The organism is Hymenobacter sp. PAMC 26628, from assembly GCF_001562275.1.
Lineage (GTDB): Bacteria > Bacteroidota > Bacteroidia > Cytophagales > Hymenobacteraceae > Hymenobacter.
This window is the reverse complement of the sequence record NZ_CP014304.1, coordinates 3344857-3358340: the sequence shown is the minus strand read 5'-3', so window position 1 is coordinate 3358340 and position 13484 is coordinate 3344857. Positions and strand designations below refer to the sequence as shown.

Annotated in this window: 13 protein-coding genes; 6 read left to right on the top strand and 7 right to left on the bottom strand. The window is 67.3% G+C overall.

Features of this window, described 5'->3' with window-relative positions; genetic code table 11:
* Positions 1-112: 112 nt before the first annotated feature.
* On the bottom strand, positions 113-1039 hold the full coding sequence (locus tag AXW84_RS14725; RefSeq protein WP_082773911.1) for a YitT family protein: 927 nt from the start codon (positions 1037-1039) through the stop codon (positions 113-115).
* A 157-nt stretch (positions 1040-1196) separates the two neighbouring features.
* On the bottom strand, positions 1197-3074 hold the full coding sequence (locus tag AXW84_RS14720; RefSeq protein WP_236943133.1) for an alpha-amylase family glycosyl hydrolase: 1878 nt from the start codon (positions 3072-3074) through the stop codon (positions 1197-1199).
* A gap of 240 nt (positions 3075-3314) precedes the next feature.
* Between AXW84_RS14720 and AXW84_RS14715 the strand changes: the two genes are divergently transcribed.
* Positions 3315-3722: a DUF6960 family protein gene (locus tag AXW84_RS14715; RefSeq protein WP_157887046.1), complete on the top strand. Its 408-nt coding sequence runs from the start codon at positions 3315-3317 to the stop codon at positions 3720-3722.
* Between the two features lie 95 nt (positions 3723-3817).
* Here AXW84_RS14715 and AXW84_RS14710 read toward each other — a convergent pair whose 3' ends face one another.
* The 3 genes from AXW84_RS14710 to AXW84_RS14700 all read right to left on the bottom strand — a co-directional run bounded on the left by AXW84_RS14710 (position 3818) and on the right by AXW84_RS14700 (position 9079).
* Complete coding sequence (locus AXW84_RS14710; RefSeq protein WP_068234714.1) at positions 3818-5482, bottom strand: M1 family metallopeptidase; 1665 nt, start codon at positions 5480-5482, stop codon at positions 3818-3820.
* A gap of 228 nt (positions 5483-5710) precedes the next feature.
* Positions 5711-7069 (bottom strand): YfcC family protein, encoded by a 1359-nt coding sequence (locus AXW84_RS14705; protein ID WP_068234710.1) that lies wholly within the window; start codon positions 7067-7069, stop codon positions 5711-5713.
* A 258-nt stretch (positions 7070-7327) separates the two neighbouring features.
* Entirely contained in the window at positions 7328-9079 is a 1752-nt protein-coding gene (locus AXW84_RS14700; RefSeq protein WP_157887045.1) for a T9SS type A sorting domain-containing protein, read from the bottom strand.
* 122 nt (positions 9080-9201) lie between these two features.
* On the opposite strand from AXW84_RS14700, the gene AXW84_RS25055 reads away from it, so the two are divergent.
* The 3 genes from AXW84_RS25055 (at position 9202) to AXW84_RS14690 (ending at position 10067) form a co-directional block, all read left to right on the top strand.
* Positions 9202-9369: a hypothetical protein gene (locus AXW84_RS25055; RefSeq protein ID WP_157887044.1), complete on the top strand. Its 168-nt coding sequence runs from the start codon at positions 9202-9204 to the stop codon at positions 9367-9369.
* A 6-nt stretch (positions 9370-9375) separates the two neighbouring features.
* Positions 9376-9561, top strand: a complete 186-nt coding sequence (locus AXW84_RS14695) for a hypothetical protein (protein ID WP_068234701.1) — start codon at positions 9376-9378, stop codon at positions 9559-9561.
* A 170-nt stretch (positions 9562-9731) separates the two neighbouring features.
* A complete protein-coding gene (locus AXW84_RS14690; RefSeq protein WP_068234699.1) occupies positions 9732-10067 on the top strand; it encodes an ASCH/PUA domain-containing protein in 336 nt (111 codons plus the stop codon).
* Between the two features lie 160 nt (positions 10068-10227).
* Here AXW84_RS14690 and AXW84_RS14685 read toward each other — a convergent pair whose 3' ends face one another.
* Positions 10228-10638 carry a hypothetical protein gene (locus tag AXW84_RS14685; protein ID WP_068234696.1) on the bottom strand — a complete coding sequence of 137 codons (411 nt, stop codon included), beginning with the start codon at positions 10636-10638 and terminating at the stop codon, positions 10228-10230.
* Positions 10639-10826: 188 nt separating this feature from the next.
* Between AXW84_RS14685 and AXW84_RS14680 the strand changes: the two genes are divergently transcribed.
* Positions 10827-11072, top strand: a complete 246-nt coding sequence (locus AXW84_RS14680) for a hypothetical protein (RefSeq protein WP_068234693.1) — start codon at positions 10827-10829, stop codon at positions 11070-11072.
* 90 nt (positions 11073-11162) lie between these two features.
* On the opposite strand, the gene AXW84_RS14675 is transcribed toward AXW84_RS14680, so the two are convergent.
* Positions 11163-11948: an IS5 family transposase gene (locus AXW84_RS14675; protein WP_068234489.1), complete on the bottom strand. Its 786-nt coding sequence runs from the start codon at positions 11946-11948 to the stop codon at positions 11163-11165.
* A 57-nt stretch (positions 11949-12005) separates the two neighbouring features.
* Here AXW84_RS14675 and AXW84_RS25390 point away from each other — a divergent pair, with 57 nt between their 5' ends.
* Positions 12006-13478: a glycosyltransferase family 39 protein gene (locus tag AXW84_RS25390; protein ID WP_068234690.1), complete on the top strand. Its 1473-nt coding sequence runs from the start codon at positions 12006-12008 to the stop codon at positions 13476-13478.
* Positions 13479-13484: the final 6 nt, after the last annotated feature.

The following is a 13484-nucleotide window of genomic DNA, read 5'->3' as shown; positions in this document are numbered from 1 at the left end:
AATCATAAGCAGCGCGCCAAAAAGGCCGTCATGCTGAGCGCAGCGGAGCGGAGTCGAAGCATGACGGCCTTTTTGGCGCATTGTCAATTGTTCACTGCCATCCCTTGGGGCCCTAATGCAACGCCCGCTGCTTGATGATGCCGCCCTGCGCGTCGTCGACGCGGTACTGCACGATGAAGGCGCGGGGGTCGATGTCCTTCACCTGGGCGCGGAGGCCGGGCAGCTCCAGGCGCGTGACGACCGTGAACACGATGTCGCGCTCGTGGCCCATTTCGCCGCGCTTGCCGTAGCCGGCCTTGCCCTGGTACATGGTCACGCCGCGGCCCAGCTTCTCGGTAATGGCCTTGCGGATTTCGTCGCTGTGCTCCGACACGATGGTGACGCCCGTGTACTGCTCGATGCCGTTGAGCACGAACTCCAGCACCCGCGCTGCGGCGAAGTACGTGAGCATGGAGTAAAGCGCCGCCTCGGTGCCGAGCACGGCCACGGCCACGCCGAAAATGACGAGGTTAAGTAATAGGATCAAGTCGCTGACCTTGAGCAGGCTCACGTGGCGGCTCACGAGTAGGGCAGCAATTTCGGTGCCGTCGAGCACGGCCCCGCCGCGCATGGCCAGCCCAATGCCCGCCCCAATGAACACGCCCCCGAACACGGCCGTGAGCAGCAGGTCGTGCGTGACGTCGGGCACCGGCACCACCGCTAGGGCCAGCGCCAGGCCCCCAATGCCGATGGCGCTGCGTAAGGCGAATTTTTTGCCCAGCTGGTTCAGCCCCAGCGCAATGAAGGGCAGGTTGAACACCAGAATCAGCACCGACAGGGGCAGGTGCAGCACGGCGGCCAGCAGCATGGAAATACCGGTCACACCGCCGTCGATGAAGTGGCTCGACAGCAGGAAGCCTTTCAGGCCAAAGGCCGCCGAGGCCACGCCGGCCACGATGAAGGCCGCGTTTTTGAGTTCCGAGTTGGGGGTGTTGACGGTGGCCGCGGTGCCGGTGAGGGGCAGGGCGGCCGCGGCCTCAGGGGTAGGGGCTTCGTCCATAAGCGGGGTAAAAAAAGAAACCCCAGCTTCCTGGGGTTTCGGGTAAAGCTAAGACCTAATGTACTTCACCCAACGCCAGGCGCAACGGGCGGACGCCAGGTTGCGCCTGGCCGTCTATTGGGATGGGCTCAAGCCATTGGTGGTGGGCGCTGGGGCCCTATTGAGCCAGCACCACCACGCCGTAGGGCGCCAGCGCCACGCTGCCGTGCCAGTTCATGTCGTCGTATTCGCCGGCTTCGGCCATGGTGCCGAGGCAGCCGAAGTCGCCAAATGCGCCGTCGTAGCCCTGCCAGTCCGAGTTGAAGCGGCACGGCCAGTCGCCACCGGCGGGCAGGCCGATGCGGTAGGCCTCGTGGGTTTTATCAGCGAAGTTGGCGATGACCACCACCGTGTCGCCGGGGCCCCCGTCGCCGTCGGCCCAGCGGGCGAAGGCAATGACTTTCTCCTCGTTGTTGATGTGCAGGATGCGGGTGTGCTGGCCGCCCAGGCCGCGGGTATTGCCGTCGAGGTTGCGGCGCAGCCGAATCAGGTCGCGGTACAGCTGCACGAGGCCCTTGAACTCCTCGGCGCGGCCCCATTGCAAAGGTTCGTTGTCGTTGAACGAGCCGTCGGCCAGAAACTCCTGGCCCTGGAACAGCATGGGCAGGCCCGGGGCCGTGAGCACGAGGGCGGCCCCCAGCACAGCGCGCTTCTTGGGGAACCACGAATCGGCGGCGCCGGGCATGATTTCCTCCGGGATGCGGCTCTTGCCGTTGGCCACTTCGTCGTGGCTTTCGGTGTAAATCACGCGGTGGAAGGCGTCGCCGTTGTAGGCCTGGGTGAGGGCCCCGGCCACGGCGTGCATGTCGCGGTCGGCGTCGTGGGCCGCCGTGATGGCCGCGTGCACGGGGTACACGAAGGCCGAGTCCCACTGCGAGTCGAAGCCCTGGCCGCCCTCGGCCACGGGCGCCGTGATGCCGTCGTTGCCGCGCATGTCCTCGGCAATGGTGATTTTCCAGGGCATGGTCTGGTCGATTTCGTCGTTAATCCAGCTCATCAGGCTCCAGCCCTCGGGCAGGTCGGCCCCGGGGTTCTCCTCGCCTTCCACGTTGCGGATGAAGGCAATGGCGTCGGCCCGCAGGCCGTCTACGCGGTAGTCCTCCAGCCACATCAGGGCGTTGTCGCGGATGTACTGGCGCACCTCGGGGCGGCCGTAGTCGGGGCGGTTCTCGCCCCAGGGCGTCTTGGCCCGCCAGTCGTTGTAGAAGTAGATGCCGCCGCCGTCGTTCTCGCTCCAGCCGTCGAACTGCCACAGGTCGAGGTCGCCGGGCCCGAAGTGGTTGTACACCACGTCGAGCACCACGGCGATGCCGTGCTGGTGGGCCGCCTTCACCATCTCCTTGAAGGCCAGGGGCCCGCCGTAGTCGCTTTCGAGCGCAAACGGGTTGGATGGGTTGTAGCCCCACGAGCGCGAGCCCGGAAATTCCGTCGCCGGCAGCAGCTCGATGCAGTTGATGCCCAGGTCGCGCAGGTAGGGCAGCTTGTCCACCACGCCCATGAACGTGCCCACCTTGTCGGCGTCGGGGGCGTTGAAGGTGCCCACGTGCAGCTCGTAAATCACGAGGTCGTTCCAGGCCGGCATCTGGAAGTGGTCGTCGCCCCAGTCGAAGCTGGGGTCAAACACCACCGAGTTGCCAGCCGAATTGGTCACCTCGCGGGCATAGGGGTCGTTGCGGCGGAAGGTCTGGTCGCCGTTGGTGATTTCAAACTTGTACTCGGCGCCAGGCAGGGCCCCGGCCACGTCGGTGGCCCAGTAGCCATCGGCTTCGTGCTGGAGGGCGTTGGCCTTGCCTTTCCAGCCGTTGAAGGTGCCGACCACGGCCACGGCGTCGGCGTGGGGGGCCCAAACCCGGAAGGTGGTGCCGCCGTCGTAGGGCACGGCGCCCATGCCGCCGTGCGTGCCGGGGGCGGGTGCTGCGGTGGCGGATTTGGCGGTGGCGGAAGCGGTTTTTTTGCCGGGTTTAGCCGAGCGGTTGAGCGGAACAGTTGCGGACATATGGAAGAAACCAAGAGCCCCGCGGCGCGGCCGAAAAAGCGGCCGGTAGCGGGCGGGGCCTTGCCTATACGAGTTTTTCCGCTTTTAGTCTAACTCTACCATCGCATTGGCCTATTGGCCCTGGCCCACACCCACTTGGGCCGCCGGATGCTTAGCAAGCGCCACGAATTTGCCAGTGGCGTGAGCAATTTGGGGCCCTGGGCTGTTTATGGCCCGTTCACCATTTGCGACTTGCCCGGCATGCCCCGTCCCAAACCCCTCATCCACGGCCTCTACGGCTGGACGCCGGCCTACGGCTTCCGCTACGTGCACCCCGCCAACCGCCGCGCCTTTGAGGTGCTGGAGCCGGTGGGCAAGCTCTTCGAAAAAGTCAGCGAAGACGAAGAAAACGAGTGGCTCACGCTGCGCTACGACGAGCAGCAGTTCCTGGTGCGGCCCGAGCTGTTCCAGGAAATCCAACGCAAGCCGCCCTTCAGCTTCGGCGACGAGGTGGAGGAAATCACGCCCGCCCCCGGCCAGTACCGCCGCTTTGGCCTGGTATCGGATGTGTACTGGAACGAGGCCACCGACCAGGCCACCTACCAAATTGTGGAGCGCAAGCGCAAGCTCCCCCGCGTGTACCAAGCCGACGAGTTAAGGTTGGGGTAAGAGCTAGGCGACAAGCTTTTTAAAAGGAGAACTGTCATCCTGAACGCAGTGAAGGATGACAGTTCCTAATGTTAACCCGTAAATCGGAGTTTTCGCTACTCTACCAGCACGCCGATGTAGTAGTTGAACGTGTCCACTTCCACGTTTTCCAGGGTGGCGCCGGGCAGGGCCAGGGGCCCCCATTTGGTGGTGGGCGTGAGGAAGCGGTACTCGCCGCCCTTGGTGCGCACGCGCACCGGCAGGTCGAAGCCCGGCACGCTGGCCTGCCAGCGGCACATGGGCGGCTGGGTTTTGCTGAAGCGCACCTCCAGGATGGGCAAGGTGCGGTACTGCAGGTACTGGGCGAAGATTTTTGATAGGTCGCGGCCCGATTCTTTGCTGAGGTAGGCGATGACCTGGTCGCCGGTTACGGTTTGGTGGTAGAAGGTTTTGCCGAGGCCGCGCAGCAGCTGGCGCCATTTCTCATCGTCGTTCACTACGATGCGCACCATGTTCAGCAGGGTGGCGCCCTTGGCGTACATGTCGCCCGAGCCCTCCTTGTTCACGCCGTAGGGCCCCACCACGGGCACGTCGTTCTGGATGTTCTGGCGCTCGCCGTGCATGTACTGCAGGCCCGCGGGCTTGCCGAACTGGCTCTCCACAAACAGGGCCTCCGAGTAGTTGGTGAAGCCCTCGTGCACCCACATATCGGCAATGTCCTCGGTGGTGATGTTGTTGCCAAACCACTCGTGGCCGCTTTCGTGTACGATGATGAAGTCCCACTTCTCGCCCCAGCCCGTGCCTGAGAGGTCGCGCCCCAGGTAGCCGTTCTGGTACTTGTTGCCGTAGGCCACGGCGCTCTGGTGCTCCATGCCCAGGTGCGGGGCATCCACCAGCTTGTAGCCGTCTTCGTAAAATGGGTAGGGGCCAAACCAGTGCTCCATCGATTTGAGCATCGGCTTCACGTTGGCCGCGAAATGGGTTTTGGCCTTGGCCAGGTTCTCGGGCAGCACCCAGTAGTCGAGCGTCAGGGGCCCCTTTTCGCCGGCGTACACATCGCTGAAATGCGCGTAGTGGCCCACGTTTAAGGCCACGTCGTAGTTGTTAATCGGGTTGCGCACGGCCCAGTCGAAGCGCGTGCAGCCGTCTTTAAGGTCCGTCACGCGGCGCAGGCGGCCGTTCGACACGTCCTGCAAGCCCGTGGGCACGCTGATGCTGATGAGCATCGAGTCCACCTCGTCGGCCTGCTGGTCTTTGGTGGGCCACCAGATGCTGGCGCCCACGCCCTGGCAGGCGCTGGCCACCCACGGGGCCCCCTGCGAATCTTTAGCGAACACCAGGCCGCCGTCCCAGGGCGCTCTTTTGGCGACGGTGGGCTGGCCGCTGTACTGCACCGTGAACTCGTCCTGGGCCCCCTTCTTAATGGCCTGCGGGAAGGTGACGAACACCGCATTGGCCTCGCGCGCAAACGGCACCGACTGCCCGTGGTACAGCACCTTGTCCACCGCCAGGTTGGCAAACAGGTCGAACTGCAAACGCGTGAAATCCTGGGTGGCCGCGAAGCGGAACAGGTTGCTGCCGCTGACGGACCGCTGGGCCGGGTCGAGGCGCACGTCGAGGTGGTAGTACTTGATGTCGTAGCAGGTGCGCGCCGCCGGCTGGCCGCCGCGCAGCGTATCGGCCCGCGTGAAGGCCAGCTTGGGCTGCATCAGCTGGGCGGTGGCCAGGAGGTGCGCGGGGCCCCACAGGGCGGCCAGCAGAAGGGCTTTTTTTAGGAGCATGGAGGAGAAAGTGCTTTTTGGTGCTCAAAGAACGTCACGGATAGCACGTCATGCCGAACGTCATGCAGAGCGCAGCGAAGCATCTTCCCCGCGTCACTACTCTTGATTACCAACGCTAGAAAGATGCTTCGCTGCGCTCTGCATGACGTTCTTTGGAAGCGCGGCGGTCGTCCTGCCGATTACTGTTCAGTAACCGTTCTACGCGCGGACTCGCAGCGTCCACGCTACTCATACCCCCAAATAAATGGCCGCCACCACGCCCAGGGCCCCCAGCGCCAGCAGGGCCAAATACCGGGGCCCCGCGAAGCGCAGCCACTCGTCGAAGCCCACGCCGCAGGCGGCGAGCATGGCCATCAGGGCCCCGTTGGTGGGCGTTATTAGTTCGCAGAGGCCGGCGGCGTACTGGAAGGCCAGCACCACCACCTGGCGCGAGAGGCCGATGAGGTCGGCCAGGGGCACGAGCAGCGGCATGGTGAGCGTGGCCTGGCCGCTGACGCTGGGCACGGGCAGGTGCAGGGCGGTTTGCACGCCCATCATGCCCAGGGCGGCGGCCGCCACGGGCAGGTGGGCCAGCGGCGTGGCCAGGGCCTGCACCAGCGTGTCTACGACGTGGCCCTGCTCCAGCACCACGAAAATGGCCCGCGCAAACCCCACCAGCATCGCCGAAAAGGCCATGTCGCGGAAGCCCGCCACGAAGCCGTCGGCGGTGCCGCTCAGGCCCAGCCCGCCCAGCAGCCCCGCCCCGATGCCCAGGGCCAGGAACAGCGCCGACATCTGGTCGAAGTCCCAGCTCAGCTGCACCACGCCGTAGGCAAACAGCGCAAACACGCCGAACATGAGCAGCAGCACCAGCCCGTGGCGGCCCGCGCCGGGGCCCTGCTCGGCGGCTACGGCGGCGGCGGCGGCATCGGCGGCGCTGGGCACCACGCGGTAGCGGGCGGCGTGGCGCATGGTAGTGGCCGTCCACAGCACCAGGGCGGGCACCAGCAGCGCCACCCGGTAGGCGCCGCCCGAGAGCGGCGGCAGCTGCGCCAGCTTCTGGGCCACGCCCACCTGGAAGGGGTTGAGGGGGCTGAACGCGGCCCCCACCGCCGCCGCCCCCGTGCTGATGGCCACCGCCGTGAGGGCCGGGTAGCCGAGCCGCCGCATCAGCAGCACCAGCACCGGCACGAGGGCGATGATTTCTTCGCCCATGTTTTCCAGGGCCCCCATGGTGGCGAAAAACGCAGCCAGCAGCGGCAGCACCAGCACCTCGCGGCCCCGGGCGCGGGCCAGCAGCCAATCCACGCCGTAGCGCAGGGCCCCCGTGCGGTCCACCACCGTAAAGGCGCCGCCCGATAGGAAAATCAGGAACACCACGGCCCCGGCGTCGAGCAGGCCGCGGGGCACGTCCACCAGCATTTGCAGGGCCCCCACGGGCGTGGCCGGCACCGGGTGGTAGCTGCCCGGCACGACGACCTGCCGCTGGGTAGCCCCGTCGAGGCGGCGCACAAACTCGCCGGCCGGCAGCCAGTGGCTCAGCGCCGCGGCCAGCACAATAAAGCCCATCAGCAGCACGAGCGGGTGGGGAAAGCGGAAACGCGTCATGCCCGCAAAGGTGGGGTCTCGGGGGCTAGAAGACCGTTCGCATAACCTTCCGGAACGCTATTCAATAGCCCGTTATTCCCCAATACGCTATTTAATAGCTCGTCATATTGAGATTTAAATAGGCCGTCATGCTGAGCGCAGCCGAAGCATCTCTACTGCGTCACTAACCTTGATTACTGCTGCGGGAGAGATGCTTCGGCTCCACTTCGTTGCGCTCAGCATGACGGGTTAGGGGAACTGACCTTCCTTGCCGCGCGCCTACTGCACCACCAGCGGCTGCACGGCGCGCCAGCCGCCGGCCTGCACCTGCACTTGGTATAAGCCTGGGGCCAGGCCGTCCAGTGCTACCTCGGCGCTGGTGCCGGCGGTCGGCAGCGGCACCGCCCACGTGCGCAGTACGCGGCCCCGGGCATCGAGCAGCGCCAGTGTGGCTTGCGCGGCCCCGGGCACGGCGGGCACCTGCACCGTGGCGCGGGCCCGGGCCGGGTTGGGGTAGGCGGCCATGCCGGCCCGCGGGGCCGGGGCGCTGGTGGCCAGCGCGGTGCCGTCGGCCAGGGCGGCGAGGTAAGCGGTGGCGGCGCTATTGGGGTTGGCCAAGGCCAGGGGCCCGAAGCCGGCCGTGGGGCTGGCAAAGTCGCCGGCCACGTACACGCCAGTGCTGGCCAGGGCCACGGCGGTGGCGTAGTCGTAGCCCGGCCCGCCGGCCCGCGTGGCCCAGGCGAAGGCGCCGCTGGGGCCCGCATCGGTCAGCTTGGCCACGTACAGGTCGATGAGGCCGGCGGTGGTGAACGTGGTGCCGCCGAAGGTGGCCGCGGCGTTGCCCAGCACGTTGCCCGCAAAGCTGCCGGCCACGTACACGTCGGCCCCGCGCACGGCCAGGGCGTTGGCGTAGTCGTCGCCGGGGCCCCCGGCGCGGCGCGCCCAGGCAAAGGCCCCGCTGGGCTCGGCATCGGTCAGCTTGGCTATAAACACGTCGTAGTACAGGTTGTCGGTGGTGGTGTTGGCCAGCACGGTGCCCCCGAAGCTGGCCGTGGGGCCCTGGAATTCGCCGGCCACGTACACGCTGGCGCCGCTCACCGCCAGGGCGTTGGCGCGGTCGTCGCCCGCCCCGCCCGCCCGCTGGGCCCAGGTGAAGGCGGCACTGGGGCCCGCGTCGGTCAGCTTAGCCACGAACACGTCGTGGCTGCCGTTGGGGTTGGCGTTGGCCAGCGCGGCGGGGCCGAACGCGGCGGTGGCACTGGCGAAGCGGCCGGCTACGTACACGCTCGCGCCGCGCACGGCCAGGGCCGTGGCCACGTCGTCGCCGGGGCCCCCGGCGCGCTGGGCCCAGCGGAAAGCCGCGCCGGGGCCCCCAGCCACCAGCGCGGCCACAAACGCATCGGCCCCGCTGCTGCCGGCGCGGGCCAGGGCGGTGCCGCCGAAGGCGGCGGTAGCGCTGCCGAAGCCGCCGGCCACGTACACCAGCGGGCCCGCGGCGGCCAGGGCCGTGGCGTAATCATCGGCGGGGCCCCCGGCCGGCTGGGCCCAGGCAAAGGCCCCCGTGTCGGCCGCCAGCTCGGCTACGAACACGTCGCGGGTGGCGCCGCTGGGGTCGGCGTTGGCCAGGGTGAGGGGGCCAAAGGTGGCCGTGGGGCCCCCGAAGCTGCCGGCCGCGTACACGTGGGAGCCGCTGACGGCCAGGGCTGTGGCCGCGTCGTTGCCGGGGCCCCCGGCGCGCCGGGCCCAGAGGAACGCGCCGGTGGCCGGGCTCCACTTGGCCACGAAGGCGTCGCGCAGGCCGTCGGCGCTGGCGTTGGTGAGGGCGAAGGGCCCGAAGCTGACCGTGCCGGCGAAGTTGCCGGCCAGGTACACGTTGCCCGCGTCGTCGGTGGCCGTGGCGCTGACGGACGAATAATCGCCGGTGGCCGAGCCGCCCGCCACCGCCGCCCGCCAGGCGGGGGCCTGCGCCCGGGCCCCGCCCGCCACCAGCGCCAGCCCCAGCACCCCGCGCAGAAAAGCTAAAAACCGCATGTTCTCAACTATAAAGATTTGTTTCTGAATTAGAAAGGCCATAAAAAACGTCATGCTCGTCTGGCGTCCGCGCTGCCGAAGCCTGACGGCCTGACAACTGGCAACAAACAACTGCCATTCTGGTGCTCACCACCTCGCAGCGCCGTGGCCGGGGCCCCAAGTCCCTGCGCGCCGCCGCCGGGGCCCCGCCCAACGTTGATGAGCACGGCCACCTTACCCAGCAGCTGGGTTTGCGGCCCGCCGCGCCCGGCTCTTGTAGCGGGCGCTGGCTAGTCTTTAGTTGGCTTTAGGTATCTTTGTGGGCCGCATCGTGGCCATCGGCGCCATCGAGGTGCTGGGCCTGGCTGCTGGTGCTGCTGGCCCTGGCCGGCAGTGGAATGTTCTTCTACGCCAGCGTGTTGTTGATTTGGGAGTGGCGGGTGATGCTGCGCGACGTGGGGTCGGAAACGGACTATTTGGTGCAGCACAACCCCCTGGCGTAGCCCACATTCGGGGCCCGGTTATTGTACTTCCCGGGGAACTCCTACTGGTTAATCGGGCCAGAATTTCGTTTTTGTTGTGAATGCCGCGCCCACGGCTTTTTGGGTACATTGCTGCTGCGGTGCGCGAAAAAGCATGCGCCCCGCCTGTTATCAGTTAATTAGTGATTGTTATGAGAATTGTCCCTTCGAACCACATTCAGGTCTCGGTCCCCGACGACTGCCAACTCCACGAGCTGGATATCTGGTCCTCCTGCTACGCCGCCATCGAAGCCGGCACCAAGCCCTTCGACGTGCGCCTGAACGACCGCAATTTCCAGGCCGGTGACGCCCTGCTGCTGCGCGAGTTCGACCCCGAAACCGGGGTCCACAGCGGGCGCATTGCCCTGCGCTGGGCCAGCCACGTGCTCCAAGGCGGGGCCTTCGGCATCGAGGAAGGCTGGTGCGTGCTGGGCCTGGCCGAGCACCCGCCGCTGCCCGCCGGCATCAGCGACACGCGCCTCTGGTAGGCGCCTGGTAAGCCGAGCCGCTGGCGCCCCCACGCCACCGGCTCGTTTTCTGGCCCCGCGCTTTGCAATCGTTACCGATTGCGGGCCGCGGGGTTTTTTTGTGGGCCGGGGGCGCGGGCGGCGCGGTTAGGAATCGGCTCCTAAAAAGCTGTGGAGGTGGTCAGACAGGCTGGTCCAGCAGCCAGCTCACGGCCGCGCCTTCGTCGGCAAACACGCGGGCTTGGTAGGGGCGCTCGGGGGCCAGGGCGTGGGCCACGGGCGAGGCCACGGCCGCATCGGCGTGCATTTGCTCGATGCGGGCCGGCGAGCTGAACACGGCCAGTCGCAGCGTGCACGGGGCCAGCCGGGCCGCGGCCTCGGGAAAAAACTCGTCGGCGAGCCAGTTGGTTTCCACGACGTCGAGGGGGCCACCGCGGCGGGCGTCGAGCAGCCAGTGGGCGCAGCCGTGCTGCTGGGCCTGGCCCAAGAGGTCTAGGTAAGAGGCCTGGGCTTCGGCTAAGGTATTTTCGCGCAGCCAGCGCAGGAATAAGATGCGGAGGTCGGGCCGGTGGTGAATGTTGTAGGGAGCCAAGGCGACGGACGCTGAGGAGCAACAAAATTGAACGCAGACCTGGTAACAGGTACGAAACCGCCAGGGTTTTGCGCGGCCGGGCCCCGGCACAGCAAAGGGCGGCAAAAGCCAGGCCGGCCGCGGGCCCAAGCGGCGGCAACCCGCGCCGCTGCCCGACCTTTGCCGTGCCGCTGCCTTTTCTTGCCCGCATGACCTTCGCCGATTTCAAAGCCCTGCACCAGCGCCACCAAACCGAGCACCTGGCCCGCCACGGCCACCGCCTGGCCGAGCGCCAGGAGGACAGCTTCGACCTGACGCTGTTCGCCGTGGCCGATTTCTACGCCGAAACCTGGCGCAGCCGCGGCGAAGACGCGGTGCTCTTCATCCACGTGTTCCAGAAGCCCGCCGGCCTGGGCGAGTACCTGGCCCGGGTGCAACTGCCGCGGGGCTTGTAAGGTCATTGCGGGGCCCCGGCGGCCGTTTTCTGCCGACCTTGCCTGGCATGAAAGCGCGCTGGCTGCCCCTGCTGTTTGCCCTAGAGCCTGTTATGAACTTGCGGCGTGTCGGGCGAGCATGAGGCAGGCGAAGACGACGAAATGGAGTTGCTGCAAGCTGACGCTCAGCCGCTCGTAGTCGCGGCCCAGCCGCCGAAAGCGACTGAGCCAGGCGAAGCTGCGCTCAACGACCCAGCGCTTGGGTAAAAGCACAAAGCCGGTTTGGCCTTCGGGCTTCTTAACCACTTGCAGGTCAATATCGTGCACGGCTGCGGCATACTCAGCATCCTCGCCTGTGTAGCCTTGGTCGACAAAGCTTACGGTCACAGTCTGGCCCGTGATTTCCTGCACCTGGCGGCACAACTCGCCGACCTGCGCCCGCTCCTGCTCATTGGCCGGGGTGATGACCACACTCAGTAGCTGGCCCAGCGTATCGACGGCGATATGCGCCTTGCTGCCCTTGCGCCGCTTGGCCCCGTCCCAGCCCGCCCGGTGCCCGCTCTCAGGCGTGCTTTGCAACGTGCGCCCGTCAAGCACCACGACCGAGGGTGTGGCCGCCCGGCCGAGTAGCAGCCGCTGCAACTCGTTCAAATCATGCACGATAGACTCGAACACGCGGGCATCTCGCCAGCGCGTCCACTGCTGATACACCGTAGCCCAGGGCGGCAGGTCGCCGGGCAGGTAGCGCCACGGGCAGCCCGTGTGGGCCAGGTAGCGCAAGGCGTTGAATACGTCGCGCAAGGGGTAGTCGCGTTGCGGCGCGTCCTCGCTCATCAGGCACAGGTATGGGGCCACGAAGGTCCATTCGTCGTCTTTTACATCGCTGGGGTAAGCCATACCCCTAATTTCGTCATAAGTTCATAACAGGCTCTAGTCAAATTTATTTCGGGCTACTTGCTGCTCAGCCCGTTGTACGAGCTGCAGCGCGACGAGTACCTGTACCTGGCCCACGGCCGGCACCCGGCCTGGGGCTACCTCGAAGTGCCACCCCTGACGGCCGCCCAGGCCTGGCTGACCAACGCGGCGGGCGGCGGCTTTTGGGCCGTGAAGTTCTGGCCGTTTCTGTGGGGCGCGGCCACCGTGTACCTGGTGGTGCGGCTGGCGCAGCGGCTGGGCGGCGGCTGGTTTGCCGGGCCCCTGGCCGGCACCTGCTACCTGGGCACGGCCTTCGCCCGGCTCAATTTGCTGTTCCAGCCCAACTCGTTTGAGGTATTCGGGTTCGTATGCTGCCTCTACTGCCTGGCGCGCTACCTGCACACGGCGCGGCCCGGGGCCCTGTACGGGCTGGGCGTGGGCCTGGGGCTGGGCCTGCTGAACAAGTACACGACGCTGTTTTTTGGGGCGGCGCTGGTGGGCGCCCTGCTGCTCACGCCCGCCCGCCGGCTGTTGCTGAACCGCCACTGGTGGGGCGCGCTGGGGCTGGCGCTGCTGCTGTGGGGCCCCAACCTGGCCTGGCAGCTGGCCCACGGCCTGCCGGTGCGCCACCACATGCAGCTGCTGCAAGCCAGCCAACTGGTGCACGTCGAGGCCGGCACGTTCTGGAAAATGCAGCTGCTTATGTGTTTAGGCGCTATATGGGTGTGGGCGCCGGGGCTGGGGGCCCTGCTGTGGGCGCGCGCGTTTCGGCCGTACCGGGCGCTGGGCTGGGTGCCGGTGCTGGGCGTGGGCCTGCTGGCGGCCCTGCACGGCAAAGACTACTACGCCCTGGGCTACTACCCGGTGCTGTTCAGCTTCGGGGCAGTGTGGTGGGCGCAGCGGCTGCAAAATTCCCGCTGGAAAGCCGTGCTGCGCCCGGTGCTGGTGGCCCTGCCGCTGGTGCTGCTGGCGCCCATTTTCCCGTTCATCTACCCCGTGGCGGGGCCCGCCGAGATGCTGGCCCTGCGCCCGCGCTACATCGGCCGGGGCTTCTACCGCTGGGAGGACGGCCGCGACCACGCCCTGCCCCAGGACTACGCCGACATGCTGGGCTGGCGCGAGCTGGCCGACAAAACCTGGGCCACCTACCGGGCCCTGCCCGATTCGGTGCGCGCCCACACCCTCATCAAGTGCGCCAACTACGGCCAGGCCAGCGCCATCAACTACTACAACCGCCACCGCCCCATGCCCCCGGCCCAGAGCACCAATGGAAGCTTCCTGTTCTGGTGGCCCGCCCCGCAGGCGTACCGCGCCGCTATCATCATCGACGACGAATTCCACCCCGAGCTCGCGCCGCACTTCGCCGCCTACCGCCGCGCTGGCGCCGTCACTAATCCCTACGCCCGCGAGCACGGCACGCTCATCATCGTGGGCCGGGGCCCCGACGCGGCCGTGCAAGCCCTGGTGCGCCGCGAGCAGCAAGCCGAGCTAGCCGCCTGGGAAGGCCAGTAGCGCCGC

Excerpts from the sequence above, each read along its gene's own strand:
- AXW84_RS14715 (WP_157887046.1), top strand. The coding sequence starts at position 3,315 with ATGCCCCGTCCCAAACCCCTCATCCACGGCCTCTACGGCTGGACGCCG.
- AXW84_RS14710 (WP_068234714.1), bottom strand. The coding sequence starts at position 5,482 with ATGCTCCTAAAAAAAGCCCTTCTGCTGGCCGCCCTGTGGGGCCCCGCG.
- AXW84_RS14700 (WP_157887045.1), bottom strand. The coding sequence starts at position 9,079 with ATGCGGTTTTTAGCTTTTCTGCGCGGGGTGCTGGGGCTGGCGCTGGTG.
- AXW84_RS14720 (WP_236943133.1), bottom strand. The coding sequence starts at position 3,074 with ATGTCCGCAACTGTTCCGCTCAACCGCTCGGCTAAACCCGGCAAAAAA.
- AXW84_RS14680 (WP_068234693.1), top strand. The coding sequence starts at position 10,827 with ATGACCTTCGCCGATTTCAAAGCCCTGCACCAGCGCCACCAAACCGAG.
- AXW84_RS14690 (WP_068234699.1), top strand. The coding sequence starts at position 9,732 with ATGAGAATTGTCCCTTCGAACCACATTCAGGTCTCGGTCCCCGACGAC.
- AXW84_RS14675 (WP_068234489.1), bottom strand. The coding sequence starts at position 11,948 with ATGGCTTACCCCAGCGATGTAAAAGACGACGAATGGACCTTCGTGGCC.
- AXW84_RS14705 (WP_068234710.1), bottom strand. The coding sequence starts at position 7,069 with ATGACGCGTTTCCGCTTTCCCCACCCGCTCGTGCTGCTGATGGGCTTT.
- AXW84_RS14725 (WP_082773911.1), bottom strand. The coding sequence starts at position 1,039 with ATGGACGAAGCCCCTACCCCTGAGGCCGCGGCCGCCCTGCCCCTCACC.